This window comes from Corallococcus exiguus, from assembly GCF_009909105.1.
Classification (GTDB): Bacteria; Myxococcota; Myxococcia; order Myxococcales; family Myxococcaceae; genus Corallococcus; species Corallococcus exiguus.
Genome location: NZ_JAAAPK010000013.1, coordinates 109,095 through 124,990 on the forward strand (window position 1 = coordinate 109,095; position 15,896 = coordinate 124,990).

At 67.7% G+C, this 15,896-nt stretch carries 17 protein-coding genes; 5 read left to right on the forward strand and 12 right to left on the reverse strand.

Going from position 1 to position 15,896, the window contains the following annotated elements:
- The first annotated feature begins 81 nt into the window (after positions 1-81).
- Positions 82-675, forward strand: a complete 594-nt coding sequence (locus tag GTZ93_RS36285) for a hypothetical protein (RefSeq protein ID WP_139921288.1) — start codon at positions 82-84, stop codon at positions 673-675.
- Here the strand turns inward: GTZ93_RS36285 and GTZ93_RS36290 are convergent.
- Positions 564-1,103, reverse strand: coding sequence for a hypothetical protein (locus GTZ93_RS36290; RefSeq protein ID WP_139921290.1), 540 nt, complete (start codon positions 1,101-1,103; stop codon positions 564-566). The genes GTZ93_RS36285 and GTZ93_RS36290 overlap by 112 nt on opposite strands.
- A gap of 117 nt (positions 1,104-1,220) precedes the next feature.
- Between GTZ93_RS36290 and GTZ93_RS36295 the strand changes: the two genes are divergently transcribed.
- Positions 1,221-1,538: a hypothetical protein gene (locus tag GTZ93_RS36295; protein WP_126936025.1), complete on the forward strand. Its 318-nt coding sequence runs from the start codon at positions 1,221-1,223 to the stop codon at positions 1,536-1,538.
- Positions 1,539-1,541: 3 nt separating this feature from the next.
- Here the strand turns inward: GTZ93_RS36295 and GTZ93_RS36300 are convergent, their stop codons facing one another.
- Positions 1,542-2,912 carry a hypothetical protein gene (locus tag GTZ93_RS36300; protein WP_161663269.1) on the reverse strand — a complete coding sequence of 457 codons (1,371 nt, stop codon included), beginning with the start codon at positions 2,910-2,912 and terminating at the stop codon, positions 1,542-1,544.
- A 284-nt stretch (positions 2,913-3,196) separates the two neighbouring features.
- Between GTZ93_RS36300 and GTZ93_RS36305 the strand changes: the two genes are divergently transcribed.
- The gene (locus tag GTZ93_RS36305; protein WP_139922835.1) at positions 3,197-3,559 is read left to right on the forward strand and encodes a hypothetical protein; all 363 of its coding nucleotides are present in this window, start codon (positions 3,197-3,199) and stop codon (positions 3,557-3,559) included.
- Between the two features lie 79 nt (positions 3,560-3,638).
- Here the strand turns inward: GTZ93_RS36305 and GTZ93_RS36310 are convergent, their stop codons facing one another.
- The 6 genes from GTZ93_RS36310 to aspD form a co-directional block, all read right to left on the reverse strand.
- On the reverse strand, positions 3,639-5,864 hold the full coding sequence (locus GTZ93_RS36310) for an ATP-binding protein (protein WP_139922833.1): 2,226 nt from the start codon (positions 5,862-5,864) through the stop codon (positions 3,639-3,641).
- A gap of 18 nt (positions 5,865-5,882) precedes the next feature.
- Positions 5,883-7,079, reverse strand: a complete 1,197-nt coding sequence (locus tag GTZ93_RS36315) for a hypothetical protein (protein ID WP_139922831.1) — start codon at positions 7,077-7,079, stop codon at positions 5,883-5,885.
- Between the two features lie 2 nt (positions 7,080-7,081).
- Positions 7,082-7,807, reverse strand: coding sequence for an ImmA/IrrE family metallo-endopeptidase (locus tag GTZ93_RS36320; RefSeq protein WP_139922829.1), 726 nt, complete (start codon positions 7,805-7,807; stop codon positions 7,082-7,084).
- Positions 7,804-8,172, reverse strand: a complete 369-nt coding sequence (locus GTZ93_RS36325; RefSeq protein ID WP_139922827.1) for a hypothetical protein — start codon at positions 8,170-8,172, stop codon at positions 7,804-7,806. Before GTZ93_RS36325 ends, GTZ93_RS36320 begins: the two co-directional genes overlap by 4 nt.
- Positions 8,159-8,776: an RNA polymerase sigma factor gene (locus GTZ93_RS36330; RefSeq protein WP_139922825.1), complete on the reverse strand. Its 618-nt coding sequence runs from the start codon at positions 8,774-8,776 to the stop codon at positions 8,159-8,161. The genes GTZ93_RS36325 and GTZ93_RS36330 overlap by 14 nt, the downstream gene beginning before the upstream one ends.
- A gap of 261 nt (positions 8,777-9,037) precedes the next feature.
- On the reverse strand, positions 9,038-10,702 hold the full coding sequence (aspD, locus tag GTZ93_RS36335; protein WP_139922823.1) for an aspartate 4-decarboxylase: 1,665 nt from the start codon (positions 10,700-10,702) through the stop codon (positions 9,038-9,040).
- A gap of 207 nt (positions 10,703-10,909) precedes the next feature.
- Here aspD and GTZ93_RS36340 point away from each other — a divergent pair, with 207 nt between their 5' ends.
- Both GTZ93_RS36340 and GTZ93_RS36345 read left to right on the forward strand, forming a co-directional pair.
- Entirely contained in the window at positions 10,910-11,704 is a 795-nt protein-coding gene (locus GTZ93_RS36340) for a GNAT family N-acetyltransferase (protein WP_139921018.1), read from the forward strand.
- 85 nt (positions 11,705-11,789) lie between these two features.
- Positions 11,790-12,479, forward strand: coding sequence for an iron-containing redox enzyme family protein (locus GTZ93_RS36345; protein WP_139921016.1), 690 nt, complete (start codon positions 11,790-11,792; stop codon positions 12,477-12,479).
- Positions 12,480-12,499: 20 nt separating this feature from the next.
- On the opposite strand, the gene GTZ93_RS36350 is transcribed toward GTZ93_RS36345, so the two are convergent.
- From GTZ93_RS36350 to GTZ93_RS36365, 4 genes are all read right to left on the reverse strand, one after another.
- Positions 12,500-13,549 carry a response regulator transcription factor gene (locus tag GTZ93_RS36350; protein WP_139921014.1) on the reverse strand — a complete coding sequence of 350 codons (1,050 nt, stop codon included), beginning with the start codon at positions 13,547-13,549 and terminating at the stop codon, positions 12,500-12,502.
- Positions 13,550-13,698: 149 nt separating this feature from the next.
- On the reverse strand, positions 13,699-14,136 hold the full coding sequence (locus GTZ93_RS36355; protein WP_139921012.1) for a hypothetical protein: 438 nt from the start codon (positions 14,134-14,136) through the stop codon (positions 13,699-13,701).
- A gap of 122 nt (positions 14,137-14,258) precedes the next feature.
- A complete protein-coding gene (locus GTZ93_RS36360) occupies positions 14,259-15,098 on the reverse strand; it encodes an alpha/beta fold hydrolase (protein WP_120579960.1) in 840 nt (279 codons plus the stop codon).
- Positions 15,098-15,874 carry an alpha/beta fold hydrolase gene (locus tag GTZ93_RS36365; protein ID WP_139921010.1) on the reverse strand — a complete coding sequence of 259 codons (777 nt, stop codon included), beginning with the start codon at positions 15,872-15,874 and terminating at the stop codon, positions 15,098-15,100. Before GTZ93_RS36365 ends, GTZ93_RS36360 begins: the two co-directional genes overlap by 1 nt.
- Between the last annotated feature and the right edge of the window lie 22 nt (positions 15,875-15,896).

Below are 15,896 nucleotides of genomic sequence, written 5' to 3' on the forward strand. Positions count from 1 at the left end.
CGCGGCCGTGTCCCCAGCGGGCCGTGCTTGCTGCGGTCTCGCACCATGGGTGATTCGACAAGGCTTGAGAGCGCACGCAACGTGCGTGTGTCCGCGGAGTTCTGGAAGCAGTGCGCGGCGCTCCAGGGGAGGAATGTCTTCCTCGACGCGGTCCTCCTGAAGGGGCCCACGAAGGCGGGCGAACTCCAACTGGAGCTGCCGGAGTCGACGCGGTTGCTCGGCTACGAGCGGTCGGAGAAGGAGTACCTCGCGTTCCTCCGCACGGTGGAGCCCTTCCTGCCGCGCACGCCCGCATCCGGGTACCGCTCGTGGGGGGAGGCCCTCTTCGAGTCAGAGGCCCAGGCTCGCTGGCACGTCACGTTCGTCTTCGGCACGAAGCCCCAGGTGCGCGTACGTCGCGCGGCCTGGCTGGACGTGAGCCTCAAGGACGCGAAGCCCCTGGTGGCGCCGAAGAAGCCCGCGGGCGGCAAGGGCGAGGTGCTCTACGCGCACGAGGATGGCCGGTTCCAGGGGGTTCGGGTCGCTCGCCACGTGCTCAACGTCCGCAAGGGCGACCTGGGGACTCAAGGGCGCACGTCCTCCAAGCGCTTCGCGCATGAGTGGCAGTCGAAGGCCGCCGCGGACCGGCTGATGAAGAAGCTGCGCGCGGAAGGCTTTACCCGCCGCAAGGCCTGAAGCAGGGCCAGCAGGTCGGGCACGGCCGCGTCGGTGATGCCGCGGCACCACCACAGCGTGAGCCACTGGAGAGCGACCCACGGGCGCAGGTGCATGAGCGCCCGGTCCGTCACGTCCGTGTCGGAGAGGCTCAGCCTCCGCGGGCCGCTCAGGTGGGGGACGTGGCGGAGTTGCTCATCCGTCACCTGCGTCTGCGTGAGCTCCAGCGCGTCCAGGTCGCCGGGTTGGAGCGGCGACAGGAAGGAGAGGTCGCGCGCCGCGGTGGACTCCACGAGGAGCCTGGGCGCGCAATCGTCCGGCACGGGGATGTCGCCCCTCGCGTCTCCGAGCAGGATTCCGTGCGGCATGTCGGGCCACTGGGGCCCTCGGGCCCGGAGCCAGCCCACGGAGCGGTCGGAGGGAAAGCGCAGGGCGCGTGAGGGCGTCATGCGAGCACTCCAGCCCCGCCCGTGAGGAAGCAGGCGAGCGCGACAAGGGGGCCTTTCACCGGACCCCGGTCCATCCCCATCCTCCTGGACAACCCCCCTGTCCGGAAGGATGCCCCGATGGCTTCAATCGACGCACTGAGGCAACACGCTCGCGCGAACTGGCGCACGTGGTTGGCGTGGGTGGCCACGCCTGTCGCCGCGCTGCCGCTCCTGGGGGTGGGCGGCCTTCGCCGGGTGGGCCTCGTGGACGAACTGGCCGCGGGGGCCGTGGGGCTGGGCCTGCTGTCGCTGACGCTCATCGGCCTGGGGCAGCTCCCTCGGGGGCCTGTCCGCCCGGCGGGTGGGAAGGCGTGGAAGCGGACGCCGAAGGACTTCCCCATCTCCGGCGAGATGGTGCCGGAGGAGTTCGCCGCGTCGATGGCGTCCGGCCACTGACGCTCAGGGACGGCGCTCGATGCCGATGGCGATGGAGGGGCCGGTGAGGGCCTCGCCGGTGCCGTCGGAGAGCGACACGATGCCCAGGCTGGCGGAGAGCACGGTGGTGCCGGCGCCGCCGGTGCCCTTGAGGAAGCTGCGCACGCCCAGCTCGCCGAAGTTCCATCCGCTGGCCGAGCCTCCGCCCGCACCGAAGAGGGAGAGGCTGGGCGTGAGGGGCACCTGGACCTCGCCGCGTCCGGAGCCGAAGCGGAACTGGTTGTCGCGCGAGAGGATGGCGGAGTTCCACGCGATGTGGAACCCGTCGAGCGCGCCCAGCCGCAGCACCTGCTGGAAGGACACTCCCGCGTTGGAGTCGCAGAAGGTCCTGGGGTTGATGGGCTCGTAGGTGTTGGGGTCGTAGTCGAACTGGGTGATGCACGCCTTCTGTCCGAACAGCGCGCCCGCACCGATGCCGACCTCCAGGAAGTCGGTGGAGTAGGCCGCGGCCACGTACGCGGAGCCCGGCGAGTGGCGCAGGCCGGTGCCCAGGCCGAAGCCGACGGGATCCAACTGCGCGCTCAACACCAGGGGCAGGTCCCCGGGCCGCCACGCGATGAACGCATCCAGGAGCAGGCCGCCCGCGCGAGCGGACTTGCCCTCCCGCGTCTTCGCATCCAGCGCGAGGAAGGGGCGGGCATGGAAGCCGTAGCGCAGCCGAGGCACACCAGGCTCGGGGAAGAAGAGGCGCGCGGTGGCGGGGGCGTCGGTGACGACGGCGGTGTCGCCCACGCGCACGTTCTCACCGCGGCCCAGGCGGGCGATGGCGGAGTCCTCGCGCGATTCAATGACCTTCAGCACCACCTCGCGGGAGTCCTGCGTGCGCACGCGGACGCGGGTGCCTTCGCCCAGGCCGGTCAGGGCACCCCCGGTGAGCGTCACGTCGCCATCCTTCACGGCGGTGACGGTGAGCCGCGCGGAGGAGGGGGCGGATGTGGGCGGAGGGGCCTGGGGCGGAGGCGGCGCCTGGGTGACGACGGTGAGGTCGCGCGCCGCGCCCAGCGCGGAGGCCAGCGAATCCGGCTGGGGCTGTTCCGGCGTGGCGAGCGAGAACGCATGGGCCTCCTCGCGCTGCTCGATGGCGAGCAGCGACTGGCCCACGACGACGAGCCGCACGAAGCGCCGACTCTCTTCGATGCGCCGCACGAGCTGAGGCGCGGCGCCGTCGAGCTTGAGCACGGCGATGCCGCCACGGCCGAGCGCGACGTAGGTCACTCCCTGATGGACGACAGAGTCGAGCACAGGGCCCAGGCCCAGCGTCTCCGCGGCACGTGAAGCCGGGGACACGGGAGCCTGGGCAACGATGACGGAGGCGAGGAGCGCGGAGCCGAGCATGAGGCTGGCTCTATATCGCTCCTGCCTCCTGCGATTCCTGGACTTTGAGTGACGTGAGCATTGCGCGAGAGGGGGCAAGGATTGACGGACTCAGGGTGTGACCGCGCCATGACTGCCGGGCAACCAACAAATCCTCCCTCACCAGGGCTGTCGTTCGTTCGGTTTCAATCCCATTTCACCCGCGGACAAAGTTGAAAGGCTCCACCAAGCGGAAAAAGTGGCCATACCTGTGGGCGCAACATCTGAAGCAACCCCCAACGCGGTACACGAACTGGAGGCCTGAAATGGCCCGTGTCTTTGCTCGCGGTGCGTTGTTGGCAGTAACGATGTTCCTGGTCAGCGCTTGTGGAGGCCCGGTGGAGTCCCCCGAAACTCCCAGCGGCAACACGCCGTCGCCGGCGCAGGTGGCGGAGGAGATGGCGGGGTACAACTGGCAGGACCAGGAGGAGAACTCCTCTGGAACGGTGACCGCCCAGTTCTGCGCGCTCGAGTATGTCCAGCCCTGTATCGCGGACGTCGCGATATGTGCGGTCCGTTGTTGCGATGACTCGCTCTTCAAGTCCGCGCAGGTCTGCGGCAACTGCGGCACGTGGGCCGCGGGCGCCTGCGCCAACCACGGCACTCGCAAGCGCATCCGCTGGGAGTAGCGGACGCCAACGTCTGGGTGATGCTGGAGGCGTCGTCCCCGCCGTGTGGGCGAGGACGACGCCTTTGCGTGTCATTGGCTCAGTCGACGAGCAGCCGCTTCACGGGCGCGGGGTCCACGGCCACCATCAGGGGCCGGGTGAAGTGACTGAACGACATCAGCGCCTGGCCTGGAGCGAGCCGCGACACCCGGTTCCACAGGCTTTCGTCGATGCTGCCCACGCTCTTCTTGAGCTGGTTGATGACGGCCCCGTCCGTGATCTTATGGATGATGAAGTTGTTGAGCAGGGCCAGCACTTCGGAGGGCAGGTGCTGGGGAAGCTGGGTGACGAAGACGAGCCCCAGCCAGCGCTTGCGGCCCCGCTTCGCGATGCGGGCGACCTGTTCGAAGAGGGTCTTCATCTGCGCGATGCGGCTGGCGGACAAGAACTCGTGGGCCTCCTCGATGATGATGAGGACCGGGGTGATGTCCTTGCCCTCGCGGTGGGCCTTCTCGTAGCTGGCCTCCTGGCGCTCCTGGATGCCTCGCAGGATGTCCGCGATGACCAGGTTGTTGAGCTGGGGGGATTCCGTGTCCGACAGGTCGATGACGGATACCCGCCCTGGCGAGAGCATGGTGTCGTACTTCACGCCCTCCGTGGTGCCCATGTCGAAGATGTTCAGGCGGCGCAGTCGCTGGATCTTGCTGGCCAGTGCCTTCCAGCTGATGACGTTGCGGCTGCTCTGCGCCATCACCCGCCGCATCACCTTGCCGGGGTCGTTCTTGAAGACGCTGTAGAGCGTCAGCGAGTTGCCCGGAGGCCCCTCGTCCTCCTTCAACACTTCGATTTCGTCCGAGATCGTCCCCTTTGCCTTCGCGGTGCTGCGCGGCTTGCTTTTGCCCTCGGCCTTGCCTTCATCGCTCATGCTGTAGAGGTAGGCGGTCACGACGTCCAGCAGGTGCTGGATGGTCATCTTCGGGTACCCGGTGGAGAGTTCATCCACCTCCAGAGCGTCGCGGCGTTCCTGCTCCGTCACCGGATAGACCTCGAAGTCCTCCAGCAGCAGCTTCGTGACGTCGTACGCCTTGAGGAAGCGCTCCTGCTGCGCCTCCGACATGTCGAGGATCTCCGCCAGCGCGTAGGGCGACAGGCTGGAGAAGTTCAACGAGAAGGCGTGCTTGTTCTTGTGGCGTGGGTTGCGGCTCTCGCGGCCGACCAGGTGATGGATGTGCAGGTCTTTCACGCCCTCGGGCTTCTGGTTCCGGCGCTTGAGGGTTTCCACCATGGCGTGGTGGTCGGTGGGCCGGTCCACGTGCGTGTATTCGCCTTCCACGTCGAAGACGATGGTGGCGATGCCGGAGCTCTGCGCTCGGTGGATGAGCGTGGCCACCGTGGTGGACTTGCCGCCGCCCGTCGTTCCGATGATGCCGGTGTGCCGGGGCAGCACCGACTTGTCGCGGGCGTTGATGCGTGCCTCCATCCGCTCGTAGCCCACCACCGTGCCAATGCTCATCTCCCCGCTGACACCGAGCACCTTCGCACTCTCCTCCTCGTCGAGTACGAAGACGGGGCTCTGCGGCCTGGGACGAAAGCGGTGCGGCTTGAGCACGCCCGCGACCTCTTCACCGAGGATCTCCACCTCCGCGCGGCCGTGGTACTCGAAGGTGTACGTGAGCTTCTTGCCGTGGGTCACCACGCCAATGGCCATGGTGGAGTTCGCGGGAACGGCGTTCGGCTCCGCGAACGGCCCCCGGACGACGACACCCAGGTAGGCCTTGTCGTCCTCGCGGCACTTGATGCGCACCAGCGTCTGCGATGCCAGCCGGTGCAGGTCCTCCTTCGTGGACAGGACGGTGACGAGGTTGTCGTGGCTCGCGCTGGTGTCGAAGTGGGTGAAGCCCACGGCGTTCTCCAACTCCGGGTCGGCCTTGAGCGCCTCCGCTCGCTCCTTCGCCGCGTCGATTTCACCCTTCGCCTTGTCCGGCAGGGGCTGCACGACCTCGTTGCGGGGCGGCTCGCCAGCGGGGGGCGGTTGCTGCGCGGGCGGTTGCTGCGGGTTGGGCCCGCGCGTACCAACAGGAGGTGGGGTGGAGGACGCACCGTTGGGAGGCGGCCTGGTCTGGCTTCCTGGCGACGGAGCGGGACGCTGCCCGTTCATCGTCATGTTCACGGGAGCCGCGCTGTTCGGTCGTCCGGCCTGGTGGGGCGCGCCGGGCCGGTGCCCGTTGGGACCGGAACCGTGGCCGTTCATGGACTTGCCCGTGTGACCCTCGCCGTTTTGCATGGGACCGCGGACTGCACCGTTGTTGTTGCCATTGTCAGACATGTTGTGGGTTCCCCCCAGTCAGCGACTCGGTTTGCGTCCGTTGAAATACTGAAGACGAGCATCAGCCTGCGCGTAGGCGTCCTGGACCAGTCCCTTGAAGCCGTCTTCGCCGAAGGCGCTGCGGCACGTGGCCTCCGCCACGTCGAGCAGCATGGGGAAGCCTCGTTCGGGACGCAGCACGCTGTCCGCGATGGCCACGCACGCGGCCATGTGCGCGTGGTCGATGTGCGCGTAGAAGACCTGCGGAGGTGCATTGTTCGACGCGCGGAACAGACCCTTCACGACCTTGTGGGAGTACATGTCCACGAAGGCGCGGGCTTTCTTGAGTTCCTCCACGTCGTACTGCCAGCCATCGAGGATGAGCTTTCCTGCCTGCTTCATCGACTCGAGGATGACGAACTCACCCGCCTCGAGCGCGTGACCCATGGTGAGGAAGCCCCGGTCCTCCATCTTCGCGGAGACGAAGATGAACCTCGGATGGTCGTTCATCAGCCGCTTGAGCATTCCCAGCGACGCGTCCAGCAGGCCCGCGTAGCCGGAGCCGGTGACGAGCTCGTGGGCGAGCGGGTTGCCCTGGCCCATGCGCCACGGTGCCTTCAGCTTCTCCACCAGGATGGCGCGCTCCGCGTAGGCACGGATACCTCGCCGCGCGAGGCGCGAAAGGCTGTCCGGCCCCCGCTGCCCTGGATGGGAACGGTTCTGCCGCTGTTCGATGTAGGCCAGGGCCTCCTGGTAGGGGTCTGGCGCGTCCACCGTCACCTCGCGGCGGAACAGCCGCTGGGAAAAAGTCCCCGCGGTACCGCCGTATCCGATGGCGGCGATGCCGAGTTGCGTGATGTCCAGGGGCAGCGTCTCGTGCGTCACGGAGATGCCGTTGACGGCCTCCACCTGTCCGGCGAAGAGCAGGCCGGAATGGATGTCAGCCAACTGCTCCGGGCTCATGCGGTAGAGCCCCGCGCCCTCGGGGGCGTTGGGCCGCGTCTGGAGCCGAGGCAACAGTTCCTGGCGGATGATGGTCCGGAGCTTGTCCTCCTTGAGCATGGCGCCACCGATTTCGTCACGGTAGCGCTGCATGATGGCCTGGAGGTCCAGCCCCTCCGCCCACGTCTTCAGGTCGAGGGTCCGCTCCAGGCCCTCGCGGAAGCTGCCGCGAAAGTCCTCGTCCCCGTTCAAATCCTCGTCGTCATCGTCATCCCAGCGTCCGCGGCCGGCCATGGTCACCCTGGTTCCTCACCGAGAAATGAAACAATGGAAAAACGAGAGCGGCCTTGCTCGCCGCGGAGGATCCGCGCGTAGGTTTCCGCTCGCTCCAGGGGCAGCCCGAAGTACGCCGCCAACCGCTGCTCCTGTGTGTCCTGCGGTCCGTCCTGCATCACCTGTCGTGCATGCGTGGAGGGGGCGAGCCACTCCAGGGCCAGCCGGTCTGCACGCATTTCGGAGCGGGCGATGGTGCCCTTGCCAATGTCACCCGTAGGGCCTCGGTCCATCAGGTGGATCTGCACTCCGATGGGCACTCCCTCCAGCACGGCCGTGAGAGATTCTTCCCGGGTGGCAGGACGTTTCTGGTCAAGGACGTTCCTGATGCCCTCCCCGAAGAAGTCGAGGGCTCGCCTTCGCGGTAGGAGATGGTCGAGGAAGAAGTGGCCCAGTTCGTGGGCGATCGCGAAGCGCCGAACTTCCGGAGGGTCGTTCTCGTCGAAGAAGACCAACCCCTTGCCCTCCCAGGCCACCATGCAGCCATGCATCGCCCGGTGGTAGCCAATCGCCACTTCGCGGCCTCTCTTGGCCAACCACTGGCGCACCAATTCAGAAGACAAACCCCTCAGCCCCACGGGTCTCACTCGCAGACTCATGGTCGCGTCCGCCGAGAGGTCATGGGGATAGGTCGCTGGCGGAGGAAGGCCGCTGGCCTCCACCGCCTCCCTCAGCCAGGCTGGTTTCATGATCCCGGCTCGTCCTTCTTGCGCTTGTCGAGGGCCGCGAGCTGGAGCACAGGGGCGTGCTCGGCGGCGCCACTGATGACGTCCGAGCCCATGATCTCCACCTGCCGCAGGACGTTGACGAGCGCGAAGGGCTCCAGGTCGAAGCGGAGGCAGAGTTTCTTCACCTGCTCCGCGAAGGCGTCGCCGGTGGGTCTGCGGCACAACGACAGCCTGTTCAGCGTCTGCTCGTCGCAGCCCAGTTCTTCCGCCAGCGCGTCCCGCGTGCAGTCTTCAAGGGACTGGTAGATGGCGAACACCTGACCCAACAGCCCGGGCTCGGTGGCGCTACGCTTCGCCGCGTAATCCAGCAATTCAACGCTCATCATTGAAAACCTCCTTGTAGAGGCTTCGCAAAAGCCTCCTCAGGCGTTCAGTGTGGCTCCGCACGAGCGGAAGCCGCTCCGCGAGCGGCAGGTGGGAGATTTCCAGCGCGCTGGCCATCTCTTCCTCGGAGACCCGTCCCTCGCTGAGGAGGATGACGCGCATGCCCGCCACATCCCGCGCTGGGTAACCTCCGGATTCGACTCGTTCCGACAGCCGCTCCAGCCGCTCCGTGACGATCACGAAATCCTCCGTGGCGTTATTCGGAGCCGGAAGGTGAACTTTGATGAGGGTCAGCGGATTGTTCTCCCTCAGGGTCCGCTTCGTCTGGGACCTGTAGGCGTCATAGGCGCGCCGTCTGGCGATCTGATTCAGGAAGAACCAGAGGCTGGACTGGTTGGCGTCGAAGCCATCGGGCTTCCTGAAGTAGGCGAGGAGCGCATCCGCGGCATATTCGTTCGCGTCGTGACGGGAACATCTCAGCGTGCCCACCAGCGAGTGGACCAGCGGTTCCATGAACGCCTCGAAGACGTCATGGGTCGCGTCCGAATCCTGGCCCAACATTCGTTTGTGAAGTTGCTCCACCTCAAGTCGTGATGGACTGGTCATCCCCCACTCCTCACCGGCATGCGTGCCCCCGCTTCAGGTTGGACTGCGTTTCGCCTGAACGTTCGCTACAGCCCTGTTGAGTTCGATAGCGACATGTCGCTTTTCCACGCCAACAGGTTGGCGAGATTGAGGATCCATGTCTCTACCTCGGAGGTGGTACTGCCTTTGGGGACAGGGTCTCGCGTGATCCCCCGGGATCGAAAAAGACCCTGGCCTCCGTGCATGGAGACCAGGGTCCGTTTCATCCCATTGAGACGTGTTTCAGTGCAGGCCTGGAGGCGGTTCCCCGCGGGCCTTCTTCCACGCATCAATGGCGCGGAGCACTTCATCCCGGAGATCCCGGCCAATCCGTGGATACGCGTCGTCCTCCAGGTTCGCCAATGACACACGGGCCGACCAGGGAGGTCCGTCGAAGCCGCTGCCGTTGAGCAGCACCACGCCGTGGCGACGGGCCAGCGTGAAGACGAGCTCCAGCGGGTCGTGGTGGTCCTCGATGAAACGGACGAAGTCCTCGCCAATGTGCTCGCGACACCAGGCTTCCAGATCCAGCGTCTGGTAGTAGGCCGTGCGCAGCGGATCCTCGTGCAGCGGAATGCCCATGCCCTCGAAGAGGGCCTGGAGCCGGTCCTGGCAGATGCGCTGGCAGTACTTCTTGTAGACACCGTCCTTGTCCAGCAACGCGAACAGCGAGAACAACGTCATCTGAAGCTGCTGCGGCAGTGACAGGCCCGCCGTGTGGTTCAACGCCACGGCCCGGCTGTCCGCCACCATCCGGTCGATGAACTTCAGCCGCCCCGGGTGCGACGTGATGGCGCCATACCGCGCTTCCAGCAACGCACGCTGGGACGAGGGCTGTTTCGCCAGCGCCTCGTCCAGGATGTTGTCCTCGTGGAGCGCCACCGCGCCCAACCGCCAGCCCGTGCAGCCGAAGTGCTTGGAGTACGAGTACACCAGCAGCGTGTTGCGCGGCAGGTCCGCGGCCAGCGAACGGAAGCCGTTGACGAACGTGCCGTAGACATCATCCGTGATGATCAACAGGTCCGGCCGGCGCTTGCGCACCAGGTCCACCAGCTTGTGGACGGACTCCTTCCGCATCGCCACCGCGCCCGGGTTGGACGGGTTGACGACGAAGAACGCCTTGATGCGCGGGTCCTCCAGCTTGCGCAGCTCCGCGTCCGGGTACTGCCGGGTGTGGTGGCCGTCCTTCGAGGTCGCGCTCTGCAAGATGTCCACCGTGCGCAGGCTGAACTCCTTCAGGCGCGGAATCTCCAGGTAGGGCGTGAAGATGGGCGCGCCCAGCGCGATGGTGTCTCCCTTGCGCAGCAGGCCGTTCACCATCAGGGAGTGGAAGAGGTAGGTCATCGCGGCCGTTCCGCCCTCCACCGCGAACAGGTCGAAGCGACCGGAAGGCGGGCGTCCCGCGAACAGCTCCTGCGTCAGGTACTCCTGCACGATGCGCTCGGCGTGCGTGAGCATCCGGTCCGGCACCGGATAGTTGTCTCCAATGGCTGCGTCCGTGAGCTCCCAGACGAACCGGTCCGGATTGAAGCCCAGCGTCTGCTCCCCGTACGTCAGCGCGCCGCGCAGCAGCTGCACGGCGGGCTCGTCATCGCTCGCATCCAGGAACTCATGCAGGCGTCTGGCGATGCCCGGGGACCTGGGCATGCCCGCGAGCCCCACCTCGGGGACGTCCCAGGCCCTCCGGCTCTCCGTGAGCGCGAACTGGCCCAGGAGGAAGAACGCCTCGCGCGGCGTGGTGGCAATCCAGTTGGGATTGCCCCGGCCGGCGTTGAGCATCACCGCCTCTCGGGTCTTCACGGCCTCGTCCGCGACCTGGAGGAGCTCGTCCTTCAGCTCGAAGGGGCTGAGCTTGTGGAGCTTGCGTTCGGAAGGGGCTCCCGGGGCCTCGGGCGTCTGCTCGGTCATGGTGTCCTCCTCCATCGTCTGTCCAAAGGGAGCCACTCCCGGGGACGTGGACCATGCGCCACGGGGTGGGGCGGGCGGAGGTGGCGGGCGGTTGGCCGGGCTCGATGAAAAAAGACAACCCGTGAGCGCACTCGGCAGGGCAGCGACGAATGAAAGGTCGGGGCCGGACACACAAGTCCGGCAAGCACCGTGGAAGCGAGACCCGCCATGCCTTCATTGAGTTGCCGTGTCGCCACAGCGCAGTGCGAACTGGATGACGCGCTCCGCATCCGTTACCGGGTTTTTGGCGAGGAGATGCGGATGCTGGGGCCCAAGCGGCCCCGGGCCCCGCGTGAAGCGGATTGCTTCGACACGCTCCGCACCACCTCCCACGTCGTCGTCTACTCGGGCGCGGAGCCGGTGGCGACCGCCCGGCTGCTGACGCCCAACGCGGAGGTGGCGGCCTTCGCGGACACCCTCGTGGGGCTGGACATCGAGAAGAAGCTCGACCTGTCGGAGCTCGTCGCGCCGGGCCGCGTGTTCGCGGAGACCACTCGCTACTGCGTCACCCGGAGCCACCGGAACTCCGCCGTGCTGCGTCTCCAAGCCGGCCTGTACCGCGAGAGCCGACGGCGTGGCGTCACCCACTGGATCGCCGCGGCCAACATGGAGACGGACTCGCAAGAGGAGGCGGACCTCTACTTTCTCGCCGCCGCGCGCCAGGGCTGGGTCAGCGACGGCTTCCGTGTACGGACCCGGGAGTTTCCCCCGCCGCCCGCGGCCCCCCTGGCCGCCCGGCTCACCGCGGAGCAGCGCACCCAGGCCCGCCAGGGCCACCTGTCCGCCCTGCGCATGCCGTCCGTGCTGTCGCTGTTCGCGGACAAGCTGGGGGCTCGCTTCATCGCGCCGCCGCACTTTGATCCCGCCTTCAACCGCTTCACCGTGCCGCTCGTCGCCGCGCTGGATGACATTCCGCGGCGGACGCTGAAGCTCTTCGAGTCGCTGGACGCCGACGCCGCCTGACCCCAGGCCGGCGCGCTCCTCTCTTCCCCTTCACCCTCAACGCAGCACCCACCGGGCCTTCACGGGCCCCTGTCAGGAGACGTGTATGTGCAAGCAGCCCAGGCATGAGCAGACGGCGAAGACGGACTGGCTGGACTCCCTGCGGCACGAGGCGCGGATGCTCGTGCATGAGCTGGACGTGACGCCGGGCGTGCGGCGCCTCTTCGAGGGGCGCATCCGCCAGGACGACTACGTCCACTACCTCATCCAGTCGTACCAGTACGTGCGGTGGAGCGAGGGCTTCTTCACCGAGTCCGGCGAGCGCGTGCACCGCGAGGGCCGCAACCCCGCGCTCGCGGAGCTGCTGTTCCAGAAGGCGCACGAGGAGCGGGGCCATGAACAGTGGTTGCTCAAGGACCTGAAGGCCCTGGGCTGGACGGAGGAGCGCGTGGAGCGCGCGCCCATCTGCACCGCCGTGCGCGCCTACGTGGAGTGGAACCGCTTCACCACGCAGTCAGGCGTGCCCACCGCGTTCCTGGGCACGGCCTATGTGCTGGAATACCTGTCCGTGAACCGGGCCCCGGGCTCCGTGGACCGGCTCATCGCGGAGAGCGGCATCGCGAACATCGACAAGGCCGTCCTCTTCCTCAAGGGCCACGGCGCCGCGGACGGCGACCACGTGGCCGACCTGGAGACGGAGCTGCGCAAGCTCACGTCCCCGGCGGAACAGGCCGCGCTCATCCTCTCCGCCCGCACCACGCGCGCCCTGTTCCCGAAGTTCTTCCGGGAGCCTTGAGCACGCGCGCCCAGGCCTCCTCACCCCGGCTTCTGCCTCCAGGCGGCCTGGTAGAGGAGGTCCGTGCGGCTCTCGATGCCCAGCTTGGGGAAGATGTTGCGCAGGTGCGTCTTCACCGTGTTGAGCGTCAGGCCCAGGTCCTCGGCGATGAGCTCGTTCGTCCAGTTGCGGAGGACCCCCTGGACCACTTCCGCTTCGCGCCTGGAGAGCTTCTGGCGCCAGGGCTCCGGTATCGGAATGGCCCGCGAGCACTCCTGCAACACCAGCACCCAGGGATGGTGGCCGCGCTGCTCCGGCAGCTCCACGAACGTCACCTTCAGGTCGTGCTTCAGCCCGGAGCGCGTCCAGGTGTCCACGCTCAGGAGCCGATTCATCCCCGGAGTCAGCAGACGCGTCAGGTGCTCGCGCAGCTCCTGGGGCAGGCGTGAGTCATCCGCCTTCATCTCCTCCGGGTACCAGCGCCGCAGGAGCTCCGTCGCTCCCGGGGTCCTCAGCTTCTCGTGCTCCGGTGGATCCATCACGACGCACTCGGCGCCCTGGTGGTGGAAGAGCGCGTCCAGCAGGTCTCCCCGCATCGCCTCGTGCTCGAACATCCGGCAGTTGCGCACCGTGTTCGCCAGATAGGGCTTCAGGTCCTCCAGCAGGTCCTGTTCCCGTTCGGAGAAGGGCAGGGTCTGCTCCCGGTACAGCGTGAAGCCGCCGTGCCAGTCCTGCCGCAGCTCCAGCAACACCGCCAGGACATGTTCCAGAGGGAGTCCCATCTCCCGGCAGCGCAGGTACAGGAGATTGCGCTTCAATTCCTTGCTCGACACCTGGTTCGTGGCGCGCGCGACGCCCACCGTGGCCAGCTCCGGGTAGTGCGCGAAGAGGATGCCCGGGGCTCCCAGCCCCATCCATTCATAGTCCCCGGGCCGCTCCGGCCTGGACACGCACAAGGCCGCGTAGTCGCAGGGCAGGAGCTGCGTGAGGATTCCCTGGGCGCGGGCCAGGACCTCGGTCAAATCCAATGAGCTGGAGAGTGCCCGGGTCAGCTCGAGCACGAGCACCTGTTCGTGCGCGGTAAGGTTCATCCCACGGGCCTCCTTCCAACCAGTCCATGCAAGGACTTACAGGCTGGAAAGCCCGGAGGTCTGTCCCCCACAAGGGGTATGGACGGGCTTCACTCACACGAAGCCCGTCCACGTCTGCCATTACAGCGTCTGTCGAAGCGGGGCGGACGCTAGTTGCCCGCGCTGCCTTCCACCGGCGGGGTGCCCGTGGTGGGGCTGACGGGGCTGCCCATCTCCTTGTTCTTGTCCCAGGCCGGCGGCGTCACTTCCATCTTCGCCCCCTTGTTGCCCGGGGTGCCGGCGTTCGGGGTGCCCGGCTTCGCCGAGGACGAGTGGTCGCTGGTGCTGTTGCTTCCCTGCTCGGTGGAGCCGGAGCCGCCCACGCCTTCATCGACGCGGGCCGGGTCCACGACGCTGTCGTCATCCGGGGCCAGGACGCCCGAGGACCCCGAGCCGCCCGTGGCCTTGTCCCAGCGCTCCGCGCTGTCCTGGGGCGCGTCCGTGGACGGCTCCTGCATGGGCGGCGCCTCGTGGTCGGTGTGGCTCTGCGCGAACGCCTGACCGGAGAAGGCGAGTGTTGCCAGTGCTGCCATCAGGGGGAGCTTCATGGGGGGCGCTCCTTCGAAGAACGTGTGTGCTTCGAAGGTGGCGACCGTCGGGTGGGAAACAAGCGCTTGACGCGCACCCGACCCCCAGCCGCGTCCCCGCTCGCCGGGCGAGCAGGCGCCCGTCAGCCCGTCAGTGCTCGCGGCGGCACCGTCCCCACGGCCCAGGCGGTGAGCTTGCGCAGGAGCTCCGCGCGGTCCTCCGGCACGGAGAAGAGGTGGTCCGCGCGCGGATAGAAGGCGTACGTGACGCGGCCCTCCAGCTTCAGCGGCGAGAGCATCTCGTAGAACTGGCCCTCGTGATTGAAGGACAGCCCCATGCCTCCGGAGAACACGAAGCACAGGCTGACGCCGCGCTCCATGAGCTGCTTGTAGTCCTGCGTCAGCTGCGAGCGCTCCGGGTACTCGCGCGTGTAGACCTCGTCGGCCTCTCCGGCCTCGCGCAGCTGGGCGGGCAGCTTGCGCTTGCGCAGGAATCGCGTCCACCGGCGGGGGCTCAGGTAGCGCAGGTGGAAGCGCAGGTGGTAGCCCAGCGTGCGGTACGTGTAGCCGTCGATGAAGGCCGCACCCACCACGCGCGGATCCGCCACCGTCACCGCGTGCGCGCTGTCCACGCCGGAGCACAGGCCCATCAGCACGAAGCGCTTCTGGCCCTTCTTCTGCTCCAGGTAGTCGAGCGCCGCGCGCGTCTCCTCGCGGGCGCGCTGGAACTCGTCGGCGCCGCCCTCGCGGCGGGGGCGGCTGTCTCCCAGTCCGGACTGGTCGAAGCGCAGCGTGGTGAACCCGCGCCCCGCCAGCTGGCGCGCCAGCTCCACCCACACCCGGTACGGGCCCACGTGGTGGTTGAGGCCCACGTTGGACAGCACCACCACGGGCGCTTCCGGCAGGACCTTCGCCGGGTCCGGTTCCGTGAGGATGCCCACGAGGCTCTGCTCGGGGCCGAAGGTACAGATGCGCTCGCGCATCACGCGGCCTCCTTCAGCAGCGTGGTGATGGTCTGCAGGATGCGGTTGGACAAGAGCGCGGACTCCTGGCCGCCCGCGCCCTCCTCGGGCACCAGGTGGTGCTGGAAGGGCAGGCCCGTCTTCTCCAGGTGCTCCTGGAGCCGCTGGTACTCGGGCTTCTGCGCGCTGGCCACCAGGTGCGTGCGCGTTGACGGCCACGCGGGCAGCGCGGCCAGGTCCAGCGAAAGGATGTCGTCGCGCAGGGAGCGGGGGAACGAGAAGCCGAGCAGCTCCTCGCGCACCTCCAGCGGGCTTTCGGGCCGCGGGAAGAGCGTGCGGGTGTCCCGGCGCGCCTGGAGCAGCTCCAGCTCCCGGAGCCAGGCCTCGCCCTCCACCAGGGGCTCCCAGAGCACGAGCGCGGCGGTGGACAGTCCCTCCAATGCGGCGCGCACCGCGAGCGCCGCGCCCAGCCGCAGGCCCACGAGCGCCACGCGCTGCACGCCCGTCACGTCCTGCAATTCATTGACGGCGTTGCGGATGTCCTGGACCCACGTGGCCACCCGGCCCTCGTGGGCCTCGCCGGCCGAGTCCCCCGTGCCGTAGTAGTCGAAGCGGAAGACGTGGAAGCCCTCGCGCGCGAGCATCCCGGCCAGCTTCCGGAAGGCCCAGTGCGTCAACATGTACTCCTGCGCGGCGGGGTAGCAGAGCACCACCCCGGTGGAGCGCTCGGCTCCCTGCGCGGGGTGGTGCATGCCAAAGAGCTGTCGTTCGGAGGTGCCGAAGAAACAGGGCGTCACGGTCTGACCATTCTCCTCAAAG